Origin of the sequence: Pseudomonas lini (genome assembly GCF_030812475.1) — a bacterium.
Taxonomy (GTDB): Bacteria; Pseudomonadota; Gammaproteobacteria; order Pseudomonadales; family Pseudomonadaceae; genus Aquipseudomonas; species Aquipseudomonas lini_A.
The window spans coordinates 419,091-434,610 of record NZ_JAUSSR010000003.1 but is presented as its reverse complement, the minus strand read 5'-3'; the positions used below and the strand labels follow the sequence as shown (position 1 = coordinate 434,610).

Below are 15,520 nucleotides of genomic sequence, written 5' to 3'. Positions count from 1 at the left end.
GGTGTCAGGACTATTTTGGTACCTGTTTGATTTTTCGCTTAATGCCCGAACACATCCACCTTCTTGGCTTTTTTGTCCGCACGCTTTTCATCGGCGGTTTTCGCCGGTTTCTTCTTTGCCGCTTTTTTTGAATCCATGCCTTTGGCCATGATACGTACTCCACTCATACGGGATGTGAGATCAGGTATACACCTATCCCCGCGCTCGCGTTCTTTTATAATCGCCCGCTTTGCGCACCGACAGTCGAAGACCATGCCCAACACCCAGTACACCTTGCTCGACGAGCCATTATGGCCGTTGATGAACAAGTTCTATCGCGCCCATCAATCGTCGATGAAAGCGGTCCGCGATGCTCGACTGTGGGTCGCCAGGCGCGACGATATCGTGGGTGCGCTGTGTTTGCGACCGGTCTCGGGCGGGCATTGGTTGACGGGTTTGCTGGTTGATCCGGCTTGCCGGGAACAGGGGATTGCCGCCACGTTGATTGCCGAAGCAGTCAAAGGACTCGACAACCCGGTGTGGCTGTTCTGCCATCCGGACTTGCGGGGGTTTTATGAGCGGCGTGGCTTTGTCTTCGATCCGCCGATGCCGTACGCCATGGTCGAGCGGTTGAGCCGTTACGCGCGCAGCAAACCGATGATTGCCATGGGACTGGAGGCGAATAAAAGTCAATGAGTCAATGAGTCAATGAAGATCCAATGTGGGAGCGGGCTTGCTCGCGAATGCGGTGTGTCAGTTAATAGTTACTTTGACTGACACACCGCATTCGCGAGCAAGCCCGCTCCCACATTAGGTTTGTGGTGATCTCAGTCGTCGGCGTTGGGATCAAGCTCCGGAAACATCACTTCGGTAAACCCGAACTTGCTGAAATCGGTAATGCGCGACGGGTACAACCGACCGATCAGGTGATCGCATTCGTGCTGCACCACCCGCGCATGGAACCCTTCGGCAATGCGCAAAATCGGCTGGCCCTTGGGATCGACGCCTTCGTAGCGAATCTGCTGGTAGCGATCCACCGCACCGCGCAGGCCGGGTACCGACAGGCAGCCTTCGAAGCCCTCTTCGAGGACAGGGCTCAACGGCGTGATCAGCGGATTGATCAAAATGGTCTGCGGCACCGCTTCGGCGTCCGGGTAGCGTTCGCTGTGCTCGAAACCGAAGATTACCAGCTGCAGGTCGACGCCGATCTGCGGTGCAGCCAGGCCGACGCCGCCGACGCTTTCCATGGTCTGGAACATGTCGTCGATCAGTTGCCACAACTCGGGGCTGTCGAACATTTCTGCCGGTACCGGCGGGGCGATGCGCAGCAGGCGCTCGTCGCCCATTTTCAGGATTTCACGGATCATTTGGTGACTTCGTCAGTGCTCGGCTTGATCGAGTGATCCCGACCCAGTCCCGAAACGTGGTGTTTGGGTTCCGGCTCGCCGGCGACTTTTTCGCCAGCATTCTTGCCTTCAGTCGACATGTGTTCGATCACCGCATTCATTTCCGCACCGAGCAGCAGCACCGCTGCGGAAATATAGAAGTACAGCAATAGCACGATGATCGCGCCGATACTGCCATACATGGCGTTGTAGTCGGCAAATGTTTTGACATACAGACCGAAACCCACCGATGCGAGGATCCATACCACCACCGCCAGCACCGACCCCGGCGTGATAAAGCGAAACTCCTGTTTAACGTCGGGCATGACGTAATAAATCAGCGCCACCGCGACCATCATCAGGATCACGACCACCGGCCAGCGGGCAATGGTCCACACCGTGACGATGAATTCCTCGACGCCGACTTGCGCAGCGATCCAACCCATCACCTGCGGCCCGAGCACCATCAATGCGGCAGCGATCAACAGCATGCCGGCGATGCCGATGGTATAGATAATCGACAGCGGGAAACGCTTCCACGCCGGACGACCCTCGACCACATCGTAGGCGGCGTTCATCGCACTCATCATCAATCGCACGCCAGCGGACGCGGTCCACAGCGCGATCAAGATACCGATCGACAGCAAGCCACCCGTGGACTGCTGGAGTTGATCGATCACCGGGTTCACCTGCTCCAGCGCCTGGGGCGGCAGGACCAGTTCCGATTGCAGGCGCAGCCAGGAGAAGAAGTCCGGCAGGTGCAGGAAACCGATCAGGGCGATCAGGAACAGGATGAAGGGAAATAGCGAGAACAGCATTTGATAGGCGAGCGCCGAGGCATAGGTCGACATCTCGTCGTCGACGAACTCGGTGACCGTGCGCACCATCACACGGTGGATGGGCAGACCTTTCATGTCCGGGAAAATCATAAGCGTCTCCTTTCGCCGCAAATTTGATGAAGTCGTGGCGACTCAGGGGCCGTTTTTTACAACAAAGTAGCTGATTTGGCGACTTTGAAACAATTTTCAGACTCAAGTTCAGGCTGACACAAAAACGGCCATCCGCGGATGGCCGTTCCTGATAGTCGTCAAAGGCCAAATCAAGCCTTGTCGACGCCTTTCTTGACGGCGTCCTTGGCTTTGCCCACAGCTTGCTGAGCTTCGCCTTTCTTTTCCTGCACCACGCCTTCGGCGCGCATTTTGTCGTTACCGGTTGCCTTGCCGACGCCTTGCTTGACGTTGCCGGCGGCTTCGTTGGCCATGCCTTTTACTTTATCGCCAGTGCTGCCCATGGTGTTACTCCTGTGAACAATTGAACGGAAAAAGTAGTTACACAAGGATTGACCGGGGTCGTTTGCACGGAGTTTCATTTATTTTCACCGCGACATTTCATCGTTCAGTGCAGGTTGGGCTTTATGTTTGCCAAGCAACCCCCGAGAATGCGCAACGTATTCAGGCCGTGGCGCTGAAGATCCAATCCCGTAGGAATGTTATGAAACTCGATAAAAAGCAGGCCATTGCCCGCAGAAACCAGGAACTCGGCGGTGCTGTGCTTGGCGTCAACAACTGCCACTTCACCGAATTGAACCGCAACCGCAACATCTGGTGGTTCGATATCCCGGTCGCGCGCCTGGCCGTCGGTCAGTACGAATGGATTCACCTGCTGATGCACACCCCGGATTCCGACGAACTGCTGCATTTGAAAGTGCCGACGGTGTTCCTGCGCGAGAAGCTCGAAGGCCTGGTCGTGCGTAACCAGGGGAAGCGCAAGGCCGCGCTGAGCCTGGAACTGAGTGCTGACAAGGATTCGTACTTGCAGGACATGCGCCCGGCGGGCACCAACGTCAATTTCGCGCAGTTCCGCCTGTAGCAGCAAAATCAAGAGCATCGCGAGCAGGCTCACTCCCACAGTTGACCGGGCTTCTTCAGAATAAACGCGATCACATGTAGGAGCGAGCTTGCTCCGGGCGGCGTTCCGACGATGGACGCCAGAACACCACGTGTTATCCAGCAAACACGCGTTATCGTTGGCGACCATCGCGAGCAAGCTCGCTCCTACAAAGGCTTAACCGCATCCGCAGGCCTTTTTGTTTTTATGCACTGACCTTCTTCGCAGCCAGCTTCTTCAGCTCTTCATCGCGCAACTCGCGGCGCAGGATCTTGCCCACATTGGTGGTCGGCAGCGCATCGCGGAACTCGACAGACCGTGGAACCTTGTAGCCCGTGACATTGGCGCGCATGTGCTCCATCACCTGCTCCTTGGTCAGGGTCACGCCCGGTTTGGCGACGATGAAAATCTTGATCGCCTCGCCCGACTTCTCGTCCGGCACGCCGATAGCAGCGCATTGCAGCACACCCGGCAGGGTCGCCAGCACATCTTCGAGCTCGTTCGGGTACACGTTGAAACCGGACACCAGGATCATGTCTTTCTTGCGATCGACGATACGCATGTAGCCATCAGGCTGGATCACCGCGATGTCACCGGTCTTCAACCAGCCTTCGCTGTCGAGGATTTCATCGGTGGCTTCCTGACGCTGCCAGTAGCCTTTCATGACCTGCGGACCTTTCACGCACAGTTCGCCGATTTCGCCCAACGGCCGTTCAACGCCGGCGTCATCGATGATTTTGCACAAGGTCGACGGCACCGGGATGCCGATGGTGCCAATCTGGATGTTCTGGATCGGATTGACCGTGGCCACCGGACTGGTTTCGGTCATGCCGTAACCTTCGCAGATGGCACAGCCTGTGACTGCTTTCCAGCGCTCGGCGGCAGCCAGTTGCAAGGCCATGCCGCCCGACAGCGTTATTTTCAGCGCAGAGAAATCCAGCTTGCGGAAGCCTTCGTTGTTGCACAGGGCGACAAACAGCGTGTTCAGGCCGACGAAGCCACTGAACTTCCACTTCGACAGTTCCTTGACCATCGCCGTCAGGTCCCGCGGGTTGCTGATCAGGATGTTGTGGTTGCCGATCAGCATCATCGCCATGCAATGAAAGGTGAAGGCATAGATGTGATACAGCGGCAGCGGCGTGATCAGGATTTCGCAGCCTTCATTGAGGTTGGACCCCATCAGCGCCTTGCACTGCAGCATGTTCGCCACCAGGTTGCGATGGGTCAGCATCGCGCCCTTGGCGACGCCGGTGGTGCCGCCGGTGTATTGCAGCACCGCGACGTCGCTGCTGGCCGGGTTGGCTTCAGACACTGGCTGGCCATGGCCCTTGCTCAGCACGTCGTTGAACTTGATGGCCTTGGGCAGGTGATACGCCGGGACCATTTTCTTCACGTACTTGATGACGCTGTTGACCAGCAGCCGCTTTAGCGGCGGCAACAGGTCGGCCACTTCGGTGACGATCACGTGCCTGACGCCGGTTTTGGGCACGACGGCCTGGGCCAGGTGCGCCATGTTGGCCAGGCAGACGAGTGCCTTGGCACCGGAGTCGTTGAATTGGTGTTCCATCTCCCGCGCGGTGTACAGCGGGTTGGTATTGACCACGATCAGCCCGGCGCGGATGGCGCCGAAGACAGCGACCGGGTATTGCAAGACATTTGGCAGCTGCACGGCGATTCGATCGCCTGGCTGCAAGTCGGTATGCTGTTGCAGGTAAGCGGCAAAGGCACCGGACAATTCGTACAGTTCACCGTAGGTGATTGTCTTGCCCAGGTTGCTGAACGCCGGTTTGTCGGCAAAGCGTTGGCAGGACTGCTTCAATACCGCCTGAATATTCGGGTACTCGTCGGGATTGATCTCGACAGCAATCCCGGCAGGGTACTTATCCTTCCAAAAGTCTTCGATCATGGAAGCCCACTCCTCAGCAACGCGAATTCATCACCGCATTTGATGCGATTATTATTGGTGTGTGTTTTTGGTGTCTATTGTGTTGGTGAGTCTGGCTTTTTCTTAGGCCGAGAAGTCACAAAGCGGGCCGAGAGTAGCAGCTTTGCCGAGGGTCGACCAGAGCCAAAAGCGGTCTCTATGGTCACTTTAATGACTCAAGACCATCAAGCAGTCATTTTAGAGCAAAAAACCTATAAGTCGCTGAAAGCCCCGGAAATCGTGGCTTTAGGCAAAGACTGTAGGAGCGAGCTTGCTCGCGAAAAACCAGAGGACGCCGCTGGGCATCTGGTTTTACTCGTTTTCGTTCACGACCATCGCGAGCGATCGAGCGTCGACCGGCTGCTCCTACAGGGGATCCGCGCGAAGCGCGGCCATTCAACGATCAGGCAATATCGCGCAGCTCGCGCCGCAGAATCTTGCCCACCGGCGTCATCGGCAACGACTCACGCAACACAATGTGCTTGGGCACTTTGTACGCCGTGAAATTTTCCTTGCAGTAGGCCTTGAGCTCTTCAAGACTGACTCCCGTTTCCCGGGCCACCACGAACAGCTTCACCGCCTCCCCCGATCGCTCGTCCGGCACGCCGATCACCGCACAGTTGGCGACCTTAGGGTGAGCCATCACCACATCCTCGATCTCGTTCGGGTAGACGTTGAAACCCGAAACAATGATCATGTCTTTCTTGCGGTCGACAATGCGCACGAAACCATCCGGATCGATCACCGCAATGTCGCCAGACTTGAACCAGCCCTCGGCATCCAGCACTTCGGCGGTGGCTTCGGGCTTCTGCCAGTATCCCTTCATGATCTGCGGGCCCTTGATGCACAGTTCGCCGCGCTCGCCCAAGGCCTGCTCGACGCCTTCATCGTTGATCACTTTCAATGTGGTACCCGGCACCGGCAGGCCGACCGTGCCGATGCGCGATTTATCTCCGTACGGATTGGTGCAAGCCACCGGCGAGGTTTCGGTCAGCCCGTAACCTTCGGTGATGCGGCAACCGGTCAACTGTTCCCAGCGTTCGGCGGTGGCCTTGACCAGCGCGGTACCGCCGGAGTTGGTGAGTTTGAGGCTGGAGAAATCCAGGGTCTTGAAGTCGGGATGGTCCATCAGCGCGACGAACAGCGTGTTGAGCCCCAGCAACGCCGAAAACCGCCAGTTCTTCAATTCCTTGACGAATCCGTCGATATCCCGCGGATTGGTGATCAGCACGTTATGGTTGCCGGTCACCATCATGCACATGCAATTCGCCGTGAAGGCATAGATATGGTACAGCGGCAACGGCGCGATCATCACCTCCTGCCCTTCGCGCAGCAGCGGTTGACCGTCAGTGCCGAACTGACCCAGGCAGGCCCGCGCCTGCTGCATGTTGGCGACCAGGTTGCCATGGGTCAGCATCGCGCCCTTGGCCAGGCCGGTGGTGCCGCCGGTGTATTGCAGCACAGCGATGTCGTCCAGGCCGGCATTCAACGGCTTGATGCCCAGGCCCCGGCCCAGACGCAACGCGCTCTTGAAGGAAATGGCCTGGGGCAGGGAATAGGCTGGGACCATTTTCTTCACCTTGCTCACCAGGGTATTGACCAGCCAGCCCTTGGCGGCGGGCATCAGGTCGCCCATCTTCGCTTCGATCAGGTACTGGATGTCGGTGTCGGCCAGCACTTCCTGGACCTTCTGCCCGAACAGGTTCAGGTACACCAGCGCCCGGGCGCCAGAGTCCTTGAATTGATGGCGCATCTCGCGCGCGGTGTACAACGGGTTGGTATTGACCACGATGAGTCCGGCACGCAAGGCGCCGAACACGGCAATCGGGTAATGCAGGACGTTGGGCATCTGCACCGCGATGCGATCACCCGGCATCAGGTCGGTGTGGGCTTGCAGATAACCGGCGAACGCTGCGCTGTAACGTTCCAGTTCAGCGTAGGTCAGGGTGATGCCCATATTGCTGAAGGCCGGGCGGTCAGCAAATTTCTTGCAGGAACGCTCGAACACCTCGATTACCGACTTATAGGCTCCTTGGTCGATGTCCAGGGGCACGCCAGCCGGGCGTTTGTCATTCCAGAAATCAGGTTGCATTGTTCTTGTCCTCTTTACCTGAGCCTATCCGGGGACCGCTTTGTGTCGTTTCTGAAAACGAACAGCGAAAAGCGGAGCTCCCCGGACACTAGCAGCTATGACGAAACAGGCAAATATGCCAATCGCCGTCATTGACCGTATGAATCTTCCTGCCGTGGCGTGGGCTGTTCAGACGACTGACTACGGATGCGCTATACAATGCAACGACGCCCATGCCACATGCAGCCCTTTGCAAAGGAATCGCCATGATCCACGACACGTTCTGGTTGACCGCGAGTGACCACAGTCGCCTCTTCGTCAACCAGTGGCTGCCCGTCGCGCCTTTGAACGCGGTGATCCTGCTGGCCCACGGCATGGCGGAACACAGTGCCCGCTACGCCCGTCTGGCGGAAAAGTTCTGTGAGCAGGGGTACGGGGTGTATGCCCCGGACTTGCGCGGACATGGCAAAACTGCCGAAAACGGGACATTGGGGCATTTCGCCGACGACGATGGCTGGTGCAAGGTGGTCGGCGATCTCGCCAGCCTCAACCAGCACATTGGTCAACACCATCCCGGCGTGCCGATCGTCTTGCTGGGGCATAGCATGGGCAGCTACCTCGCCCAGGCGTATCTGCTGCACCACAGCGCCAGCCTGCACGGCGCCATACTCAGCGGTTCGAACTTCCAGCCGGTGGCGCTTTATAGCGCTGCCCGGCAGATCGCCCGGTTCGAACGGTTGCGCCAGGGGCCCAAGGGCCGCAGCGCCCTGATCGAATGGTTGTCCTTTGGCTCGTTCAACAAGAAATTCAAGCCGGTGCGCACGCCGTTCGACTGGCTCAGCCGCGATCCGGCCGAGGTCGACAAGTACGCCAATGACCCTCTCTGCGGGTTTCGTTGCACTAATCAGTTCTGGATCGATTTGCTTGGCGGCTTGCAGCAAATCAGCAAAGCGTCCAATCTCGCCCAGATCGATCCAGGCCTGCCGCTGCTGGTGATGGGCGGCGAATGTGATCCGGTGAGTGACGGCAAGCGTCTCAAAGATCTGGCGCATGCGTTGCGCGCCGCCGGTAGCCAGAACCTGCAACTGAACATTTACCCGCAGGCACGGCATGAGCTGTTCAATGAGAGCAACCGCGATGAAGTGACCGCCGATGTACTTAGCTGGATCGCCCAGGCGCTGAGCCACCGACGGCCACCCCGATCCGAATAGTTTTTTTTGTGGATTTTTTAGTTCGTCACAGGAATCGAGACAGATGACCCAGGTTACCAACACCCCTTACGAAACCCTCGAAGTCGGCCAGACCGCCAGTTACAGCAAGACGGTCGAAGAGCGCGACATTCAGTTGTTCGCCGCGATGTCCGGCGATCACAACCCGGTACACCTGGACGCTGAATTCGCCGACCGCACCGCGTTCAGGGGGCGTATCGCCCACGGCATGCTCAGCGGCGCCCTGATCAGCGCGGCCGTAGCCTGTGAACTGCCTGGGCCGGGGACGATTTATATCGGCCAGCAGATGAGCTTTCAGAAGGCGGTGAAGATCGGCGATACCCTGACCGTGCGCCTGGAAATCCTCGAGAAACTGCCCAAGTTTCGTGTGCGGATTGCCACTCGCGTATTCAACCAGCACGATGAGCTGGTGGTGGACGGCGAGGCGGAGATCCTGGCACCCCGCAAGCAGCAAACCGTGACGTTGACCACCCTGCCGGCGATCAGCATCGGCTAAATCGCCGATCTGTAGGAGCCGGCTTGCTGGCGAACCAGGCGACGCCGGTGTGTCAGGCGCGCCCCCTTCGCTGGCAAGCCAGCTCCTACAGGTGTACGCAAAACCCGGTAGGAGCCCTGGCGAACCAGGCGACGCGGTGTGTCAGGCGCGCCCCCTTCGCTGGCAAGCCCGCGCCTACTGGTGTTGCGCGGCCTTTTGCTCTTAAGGCGCTTCTTGCACCTGCACACTCGCCGTCATCCCCGAACTCATATTGATCCCCTCCGGAATCTTGTCCAGCTTGATCCGCACAGGAATCCGCTGGGCCAGCCTGACCCAGTTGAACGTCGGTTCCACCTCCGCCAGCAACTGCCCGTCCGGTGTGGTGTTGCGGTCGGTAATCCCGCGACTGATGCTTGCCACGTGTCCCTCCAGTGCCTCCCCGGCGCTCATCAACCAGACCTTCACCGGGTCACCGATGCGAATCCGCGGCAGTTTGGTTTCCTCGAAGTACGCCTGCACATAAAAAGTCGAATCGTCGATCAGCGCCATCACCGGTTGCCCGGCGTTCACATAGTTGCCTTGGGCCAGGCGCAGGTTGGTGATGTGGCCGCTGCGCGGCGCGTGGACCTGGCTGCGGTCCAGGTTGAGTTGCGCGACCTTGGCTTCGGCCTGGGCTTCACGCAATTCGCCACGGGCAATGCCGGCGTTGATTTGCGCATTCTCGCGCAGCTCGGCACTGATCGCCTGCGGTCCGAGGCTGGCGCGGCGGCTGGCTTCGCGCTCTCGCAGATTGAGTTGCTGCTGGCGGGTCTGGACCACCGCTTGCGCTTTCTCCAGCGCCGCTTCGAAGCGGTCGCGATCAATGCTCAGCAACAGATCGCCAGCCTTGACCTGTTGGTTGTCGAACGCTTTGAGTTCTCGCACCCAGCCCGACACGTCGGGGGCGATGACCACCACGTCGGCGCGGATCCGTGCGTCGCGGGTCCAGGGCGTCAACATGTAGTACTGCCATAAATGGAAACCGGCAAAGATCGCTACCGCCACCAGGCACAAGGTTACTGCTACACGTACGGGTGTACGCATGTTCAACTCCTTATAAAGGTCCGAGGACGACGGTGATCAGGGTCAATACACAGACGTACAAGGCGCAATCGAATAATGCTTCGTGCCAGATCCAGCGGCCGACCGGGGTCAGGCGCAACAACAGGCGCAAGACGCCGGTCACCAGCAGCGCCAGCAGCACATAAATCAGAAACGGGCTGAGCAGCACGCCACCCACCGACCACTCACGCAAGCCCATGACTCTCCTCCTGCTGACGGCACCAGGCACGCCAGCTGCTCTGCAGTTGCAGCACCGCGCCCTGGGCCAGTTTCACCGCATCGCTGGCGGGCAACGCGTACAACGTTTTCAAGAATTCTTCGCTGGGTTGTTCCAGCGCATCGGCGCGACTGCCGGCCGGGCCTTGCTCGAGGACTTTCTCCAATTGATCGAGATAACGCCGTTGCGCCGCACTGACGGGTGCCTGCGCCACCGCCATGCTCAAACGCAAATGCAGCAATTCGTCGCCGATGTCCAAACCCAGCAGCCCGTCATCCCAGCGGCTGCGCGCCGGTTCCGGCAATTCGGGATAGTGCCGCGCCAGTTGCAGCAAACGATCGGCCATGCGCCCACCGAACCAGCTTTCGGCACCGCGCAGATTGCGCCGCGTCAGGCGCACCAGGTCATGGAGTGTCGCCACCAGCAGACGGCGGCCATGCCACGTCGGATTGCGCAGGATTAACAGCCGGAACGCCAGAACCGCCGCGCCCACGCCGATCACCATCGCCAGGGCACTGTTGAAGAAATTCGCAACATCGAACTTCATCGCATTGAGCGGCGAGATCAGGACAATAAAGTGCAGGCAGAACGAGGTCGCCGTGGCGCCGATCTGCGGATTGGCCATGCCCAGCGCACCGAGGAATAATGGCACGCCCATCCCGAGGCAGAGCATTGCAAAGCTGCTCCATTGCGGCAGCAGAATCTGCCCGACGAAAAACGCCGCCGGAACCGCCAGGAAAATCCCCCGCATGAAACTCATGCCGATCTGCGCGCCGTTTTCACGGCTGGCAAACAGGCTGCACACCACACAGGTCAGCAATAATGCGCCCGAGGCGGCGGGCCAGGCGGTCGCCAGCCAGAAGCATGACACCACCAGAAACGCCAGGGCGCTGCGGGCACCGAATACCAGCGCCAATGACAGGTCGCGATGGGGCGCCAGGGTTCGCGGTGGATCGACCGCGTCCTTGCCCTCCTCCACCGCTTTGAGCGCCGCCCTCGCCGCCAGCGCGGTGTCGAGCAGCAAGGTAAAACGCGCCAGGCAAAAACTTTGTGCGGAACTGATCAACGGGTCATGGGTAGCATCGAGCAACATCGGGCGCAGGGCTTGCAGGGTCGCGCTATCCGGGCTGGCGAGCGCCGCCTGGACTTCACTCATCCACGGCATCAATTGCTCGGCCTCTTGCGTTTGCAACTGCTTCCACTGCCGGCGCGCCGAACGGGCGATGCGCAGCAACATCAACAGCTTCTGGCTCAAGCCACTGATGGACCGCGCGCGCTGGCGACCAAGACTGCCTTCGAACCAGGCATGTTCCCGCTGGGCATCCACCGCTACGATCCTGCCGAGGATCTCCAGCAGACCTTTGCGCGCCTGGCCGTCCCCGGCCAGGGTCGCTCGAGCGGCATTCATCCCGCTGTGCCACGCCGCCCGCGCCTGATCCGCCAGTTGTTGCTCGACACGCATTGGCCATAGCAGCGCACTGGCGGCGGTCGCGCACAGAATGCCCAGGCAGATTTCCGTGCAGCGAGCCACGGCTTGATCGAACACCGTCAGCGGATGGGCAAGGGCCGGCAACGCAATGATCGCCACTGTATAACCGGCCAGCACGAACGAATAGGACCAGGCGCTGCGCAACATGGTCGAACTGGCCGTACACAGACCGAGCCACAAGGCCAATGCCAACAGGAACAGCCAGGGCGTCTGCGCAAACAACCCCATGAACACCACCGACATGATTGTCCCGACCAGGGTGCCCAGCAGACGCGCCAGCCCTTTCTGCACCACCATCCCGGACAAGGGCTGGGCGACGATGAAAGCGGTCATCAGCGCCCAGGCCGGTTGCTCCAGTCCCCAGCGCAGTGCCAGCCACAACGCCAGGCCGCCACCGAGCAAGGTCTTGATCGCGAATTGAAGGGCGCGGCGGTCAGGCGCAAGCAAAGCCTGCAAGGTGATAGGCACGTAAAACACTCTTGATAAAGACGATTTAACGATAGACGGCTTCGCCAAGACACCGTCAAAAGATCACGGTCCGATGAAGGAGCTGCCGCAGGCTGCGATCTTTGGATCTCTGGTGTCGCAACAAAGAAAGATCAAAAGATCGCAGCCTTCGGCGGCTCCTACAAGGGTTGATTCAACGTTAAACGCCAGACACAAAAAAACGCCAGACTGGCTGGCGTTTTTGACAGACAAAGGGCGCTTACGAGCGCGCGCGAGCCTGGTTACGCAGGGCTTTGACCTGGTCGTGATTGCGTTGCACGCCATGGTACTGACGTTCAACCAGGTCACGAATGCCGACCAGATTATGCTTGGTGATTTTTTCCAGGGCTTCTTTATAAGCCTTCAGCGCATGGTCTTCACCACGCTCGGCTTCATTCAGCACGGCTTCTTCATCCTTGCCGGTGAACATGGACTTCACATCGACCCAGCGACGGTGCAGGTCACCGCTGACACTGGTGGAGGTTTCCGGATCGCCGCCCATCGAACGCACGGCTGCTTGCAGTTCGGACGCCGCGGTGGCGCAATCGGCGGAACGCTGCACGAACAGCGATTTCAGTTCCGGATTCTTGATGTCTTCAGCGCACGTCTTGAACCCTTCCTGACCGTCTTTGCTGGTTTCGATCAGGTCGTTGAGTACAGAGATGGCTTCTTTATTCATGTCGGTCATTTTCAATTCCTCGCGGGTTGATGAAAGATGTAGTAGCTATTGCACCCTGCATGCCAGCTTTGAATTGATCACTTAATCCTTATTTTTCAAATAGTTATGTTTATCAGGTAAATCTGTATCCGCGTTTTTTGCATGATCTGTCATTTGGCCTGCATGCAGAATGCCTGTATTTTCCAGATTGATTGAATCCAGACGGCTGATAGATGAATCCTGAAAAGCTCGAACTGTTGGTAACCCGTGAAATGCCCTTCGGCAAATACAAGGGTCGAATCATTGCCGACCTGCCCGGCCAATACCTGAACTGGTTCGCCAGGGAAGGCTTCCCCCACGGCGAACTCGGTGGTTTGCTGGCCCTTATGCAGGAAATCGATCACAACGGCCTGTCGGAGTTGCTCGAACCGCTACGCGCCAAACATGGCAAACCTGCCCCTCGGCACTGAAACTTCCCGCTCACCAGCCCCTGATTGAGTAACCCCATGCCCGATAACACCCGCCGCGCCCGTGATGAAGCTTTCTGGCTGACCTTTGCCGACCGCTATGCTGTCGAACCTGGCCCGGTCAATCTGGAGAACGGTTACTTCGGACGCATGTCGCGCACGGTGGTCGAGGAATACCAGCGCAACATCGAACTCATCAACCGCAGCAATTCGGTGCACGTGCGCCAACGCTTCGATCGGGACGAAAGCCTGGAAATCCGTGCGCAAGTGGCCGAACTGGTGAGCGTACCCGCCGACAGCGTTGCCCTCACCCGCAACGCTACGGACGGACTGCAATCGTTGATCCGCAACTACAATCGCCTTCAGCCAGGCGACCAGGTGCTGATCTGCGATCTGGAATACGACACGGTCAAGGGCGCCATGCGTTGGCTGGCGCGCTATCGCGGGGTCGAGGTGATCGAGGTCGAACACCGTCACCCTGCCAGTTTCGACAGTTTGCTGGCCACCTACCGCGAAGCCTTCGTACGTTATCCGCGCCTGAAACTGATGGCCCTGACCCACGTTACCCATCGCACGGGCCTGGTGATGCCGGTGAAGGCGATTGCCACAGCCGCCAGGGAATACGGAGTCGATGTCATTCTCGACGGCGCCCATGCGCTGGGCCAGATCGAATTCGACCTCGAAGACCTGGGAATCGCCTTCGCGGGTTACAACCTGCACAAATGGATCGGTGCGCCGCTGACCCTCGGTTTCATCTACATCAGCCCCGAGCGCCTGGGCGACATCGACCCGGACATGGGCGAGATGCACTTCCCCCCCACGGACATTCGCGCCCGCACGCCACACAGCACGCCCAACATCCCGGCGTTGCTGACCCTGCCACTGGTGTTCGAGGAACATCGGGCCATGGGCGGTGCCGCCGCCAAGGGCGCACGCCTCAATTACCTGCGCAACCGCTGGGTCCGCGCGGTACGCGAATTGTCGGGCATCGAAGTCATGACCCCGGAGGACCCGCGCCTGTATTGCGGCATCACGTCGATGCGTTTTACCCGGCATGCCGATCAACAGGCGATGGCCGAGCGGTTGCTCAAGGACTACAACCTGTTCACCATCGCGCGCAGCGGGGCCGCGAGCGGTCCGTGCATTCGCATCACGCCGGGCTTCACTACCACTGCAGCAGACATTGATCTATTGATCCGGGCGCTGACGGAGCTGCGTTGATACCTTGTGGGAGCGAGCCTGCTCGCGAAGGTCTCAAGAGCGCCGCGTTTAAACAGTTGACACGCGGTATCGTTAACGACCTTCGCGAGCAGGCTCGCTCCTACAGGGCGCCGCGTTTAACCAGTAGACACGCGTTATCGTTAACGACCATCGCGAGCAAGCTCGCTCCTACAGAGGTTTTTTTGCGGGCAAAAAAAAACGGTGCACCGACCAAGCGCACCGTAAAGCCGTAGAACACACAACGAGGTGTTTGGTGAAAGCCGATCAGTCCAGCAGCGCAAGGGCCTCGGCGGTGCATTCCTGAATGCGGGCCCAGTCGCCGTTCTTGATCCACTCGGGATCAAGCATCCAGCTACCGCCCACGCACATCACGTTTTTCAACGCCATGTAGCTCTTGATGTTGGCCGGGCTGACGCCGCCGGTCGGGCAGAATTTCACTTCGCCGAACGGGCCGCCCAAGGCCTTGATGGCTGCCACGCCGCCGCTGACTTCCGCCGGGAACAGCTTGAAACGGCGATAACCCAGGCCATAGCCTTCCATGATGCCCGAGGCATTGCTGATGCCTGGCAACAGCGGGATCGGGCTGTCGACGCTGGCTTCGAGCAGGTCACGGGTGATGCCCGGCGTGACGATGAACTGCGAACCCGCGGCTTCGGCAGCCGCCAACATGTTGCGATCCAATACAGTACCGGCGCCGGTCACCAGCTCCGGACGCTGCTCGCGCAGAACCTGGATGGCCTTGAGGCCGAACTGCGAACGCAGGGTCACTTCCAGGGCGGTCAGGCCACCGGCCGCGAGGGCGTCGGCCAGCGGCAGGATGTCCTGTTCGCGAGCGATGGTGATAACTGGCAGGATCCGCGCCTTGGCGCAGAGGCTGTCGATCAGGGCAACTTTGTCCACCATGGAAACGGTCGGGGATGTGTTTGTCATA

Annotated in this window: 16 protein-coding genes; 6 read left to right on the top strand and 10 right to left on the bottom strand. The window is 59.2% G+C overall.

The window, feature by feature from the left end; translation table 11 throughout:
* Positions 1-252 precede the first annotated feature (252 nt).
* Positions 253-675 carry a GNAT family N-acetyltransferase gene (locus J2W17_RS08400; RefSeq protein WP_307332123.1) on the top strand — a complete coding sequence of 141 codons (423 nt, stop codon included), beginning with the start codon at positions 253-255 and terminating at the stop codon, positions 673-675.
* Between the two features lie 131 nt (positions 676-806).
* On the opposite strand, the gene def is transcribed toward J2W17_RS08400, so the two are convergent.
* The 3 genes from def to J2W17_RS08385 all read right to left on the bottom strand — a co-directional run bounded on the left by def (position 807) and on the right by J2W17_RS08385 (position 2,655).
* On the bottom strand, positions 807-1,346 hold the full coding sequence (def, locus tag J2W17_RS08395; RefSeq protein WP_307332120.1) for a peptide deformylase: 540 nt from the start codon (positions 1,344-1,346) through the stop codon (positions 807-809).
* Positions 1,343-2,293: a YihY/virulence factor BrkB family protein gene (locus J2W17_RS08390; protein ID WP_307332118.1), complete on the bottom strand. Its 951-nt coding sequence runs from the start codon at positions 2,291-2,293 to the stop codon at positions 1,343-1,345. Before J2W17_RS08390 ends, def begins: the two co-directional genes overlap by 4 nt.
* A gap of 170 nt (positions 2,294-2,463) precedes the next feature.
* Positions 2,464-2,655 carry a CsbD family protein gene (locus tag J2W17_RS08385; RefSeq protein ID WP_046816634.1) on the bottom strand — a complete coding sequence of 64 codons (192 nt, stop codon included), beginning with the start codon at positions 2,653-2,655 and terminating at the stop codon, positions 2,464-2,466.
* A 200-nt stretch (positions 2,656-2,855) separates the two neighbouring features.
* Here J2W17_RS08385 and J2W17_RS08380 point away from each other — a divergent pair, with 200 nt between their 5' ends.
* Positions 2,856-3,233 carry a hypothetical protein gene (locus tag J2W17_RS08380; RefSeq protein ID WP_307332110.1) on the top strand — a complete coding sequence of 126 codons (378 nt, stop codon included), beginning with the start codon at positions 2,856-2,858 and terminating at the stop codon, positions 3,231-3,233.
* Between the two features lie 223 nt (positions 3,234-3,456).
* Here J2W17_RS08380 and fadD1 read toward each other — a convergent pair whose 3' ends face one another.
* Both fadD1 and fadD2 read right to left on the bottom strand, forming a co-directional pair.
* The gene (gene fadD1 / locus J2W17_RS08375) at positions 3,457-5,157 is read right to left on the bottom strand and encodes a long-chain-fatty-acid--CoA ligase FadD1 (protein ID WP_307332108.1); all 1,701 of its coding nucleotides are present in this window, start codon (positions 5,155-5,157) and stop codon (positions 3,457-3,459) included.
* Between the two features lie 421 nt (positions 5,158-5,578).
* Positions 5,579-7,267, bottom strand: a complete 1,689-nt coding sequence (fadD2, locus tag J2W17_RS08370; RefSeq protein ID WP_307332105.1) for a long-chain-fatty-acid--CoA ligase FadD2 — start codon at positions 7,265-7,267, stop codon at positions 5,579-5,581.
* Between the two features lie 245 nt (positions 7,268-7,512).
* Between fadD2 and J2W17_RS08365 the strand changes: the two genes are divergently transcribed.
* Both J2W17_RS08365 and J2W17_RS08360 read left to right on the top strand, forming a co-directional pair.
* The gene (locus J2W17_RS08365; protein WP_307332102.1) at positions 7,513-8,457 is read left to right on the top strand and encodes an alpha/beta hydrolase; all 945 of its coding nucleotides are present in this window, start codon (positions 7,513-7,515) and stop codon (positions 8,455-8,457) included.
* Between the two features lie 43 nt (positions 8,458-8,500).
* Entirely contained in the window at positions 8,501-8,971 is a 471-nt protein-coding gene (locus tag J2W17_RS08360) for a MaoC family dehydratase (protein WP_307332099.1), read from the top strand.
* Positions 8,972-9,172: 201 nt separating this feature from the next.
* On the opposite strand, the gene J2W17_RS08355 is transcribed toward J2W17_RS08360, so the two are convergent.
* The 4 genes from J2W17_RS08355 to J2W17_RS08340 all read right to left on the bottom strand — a co-directional run bounded on the left by J2W17_RS08355 (position 9,173) and on the right by J2W17_RS08340 (position 12,931).
* A complete protein-coding gene (locus tag J2W17_RS08355; protein ID WP_307332096.1) occupies positions 9,173-10,033 on the bottom strand; it encodes an efflux RND transporter periplasmic adaptor subunit in 861 nt (286 codons plus the stop codon).
* Positions 10,034-10,043: 10 nt separating this feature from the next.
* Entirely contained in the window at positions 10,044-10,250 is a 207-nt protein-coding gene (locus J2W17_RS08350) for a DUF1656 domain-containing protein (RefSeq protein WP_307332093.1), read from the bottom strand.
* Positions 10,237-12,225, bottom strand: coding sequence for an FUSC family protein (locus tag J2W17_RS08345; protein ID WP_307332090.1), 1,989 nt, complete (start codon positions 12,223-12,225; stop codon positions 10,237-10,239). Before J2W17_RS08345 ends, J2W17_RS08350 begins: the two co-directional genes overlap by 14 nt.
* Positions 12,226-12,463: 238 nt before the next feature.
* Positions 12,464-12,931, bottom strand: coding sequence for a ferritin-like domain-containing protein (locus J2W17_RS08340; protein WP_307332086.1), 468 nt, complete (start codon positions 12,929-12,931; stop codon positions 12,464-12,466).
* A gap of 203 nt (positions 12,932-13,134) precedes the next feature.
* On the opposite strand from J2W17_RS08340, the gene J2W17_RS08335 reads away from it, so the two are divergent.
* Both J2W17_RS08335 and J2W17_RS08330 read left to right on the top strand, forming a co-directional pair.
* A complete protein-coding gene (locus J2W17_RS08335; RefSeq protein ID WP_128870220.1) occupies positions 13,135-13,371 on the top strand; it encodes a DUF3820 family protein in 237 nt (78 codons plus the stop codon).
* Positions 13,372-13,407: 36 nt separating this feature from the next.
* Complete coding sequence (locus J2W17_RS08330) at positions 13,408-14,589, top strand: aminotransferase class V-fold PLP-dependent enzyme (RefSeq protein WP_307332077.1); 1,182 nt, start codon at positions 13,408-13,410, stop codon at positions 14,587-14,589.
* A gap of 264 nt (positions 14,590-14,853) precedes the next feature.
* Here J2W17_RS08330 and J2W17_RS08325 read toward each other — a convergent pair whose 3' ends face one another.
* Positions 14,854-15,519 (bottom strand): bifunctional 4-hydroxy-2-oxoglutarate aldolase/2-dehydro-3-deoxy-phosphogluconate aldolase, encoded by a 666-nt coding sequence (locus J2W17_RS08325; protein WP_307332074.1) that lies wholly within the window; start codon positions 15,517-15,519, stop codon positions 14,854-14,856.
* Position 15,520 lies beyond the last annotated feature (1 nt).

Coding starts and splice junctions, on each gene's coding strand:
- J2W17_RS08400 (WP_307332123.1), top strand. CDS start 253: ATGCCCAACACCCAGTACACCTTGCTCGACGAGCCATTATGGCCGTTG.
- def (WP_307332120.1), bottom strand. CDS start 1,346: ATGATCCGTGAAATCCTGAAAATGGGCGACGAGCGCCTGCTGCGCATC.
- J2W17_RS08390 (WP_307332118.1), bottom strand. CDS start 2,293: ATGATTTTCCCGGACATGAAAGGTCTGCCCATCCACCGTGTGATGGTG.
- J2W17_RS08385 (WP_046816634.1), bottom strand. CDS start 2,655: ATGGGCAGCACTGGCGATAAAGTAAAAGGCATGGCCAACGAAGCCGCC.
- J2W17_RS08380 (WP_307332110.1), top strand. CDS start 2,856: ATGAAACTCGATAAAAAGCAGGCCATTGCCCGCAGAAACCAGGAACTC.
- fadD1 (WP_307332108.1), bottom strand. CDS start 5,157: ATGATCGAAGACTTTTGGAAGGATAAGTACCCTGCCGGGATTGCTGTC.
- fadD2 (WP_307332105.1), bottom strand. CDS start 7,267: ATGCAACCTGATTTCTGGAATGACAAACGCCCGGCTGGCGTGCCCCTG.
- J2W17_RS08365 (WP_307332102.1), top strand. CDS start 7,513: ATGATCCACGACACGTTCTGGTTGACCGCGAGTGACCACAGTCGCCTC.
- J2W17_RS08360 (WP_307332099.1), top strand. CDS start 8,501: ATGACCCAGGTTACCAACACCCCTTACGAAACCCTCGAAGTCGGCCAG.
- J2W17_RS08355 (WP_307332096.1), bottom strand. CDS start 10,033: ATGCGTACACCCGTACGTGTAGCAGTAACCTTGTGCCTGGTGGCGGTA.
- J2W17_RS08350 (WP_307332093.1), bottom strand. CDS start 10,250: ATGGGCTTGCGTGAGTGGTCGGTGGGTGGCGTGCTGCTCAGCCCGTTT.
- J2W17_RS08340 (WP_307332086.1), bottom strand. CDS start 12,931: ATGACCGACATGAATAAAGAAGCCATCTCTGTACTCAACGACCTGATC.
- J2W17_RS08335 (WP_128870220.1), top strand. CDS start 13,135: ATGAATCCTGAAAAGCTCGAACTGTTGGTAACCCGTGAAATGCCCTTC.
- J2W17_RS08330 (WP_307332077.1), top strand. CDS start 13,408: ATGCCCGATAACACCCGCCGCGCCCGTGATGAAGCTTTCTGGCTGACC.
- J2W17_RS08325 (WP_307332074.1), bottom strand. CDS start 15,519: ATGACAAACACATCCCCGACCGTTTCCATGGTGGACAAAGTTGCCCTG.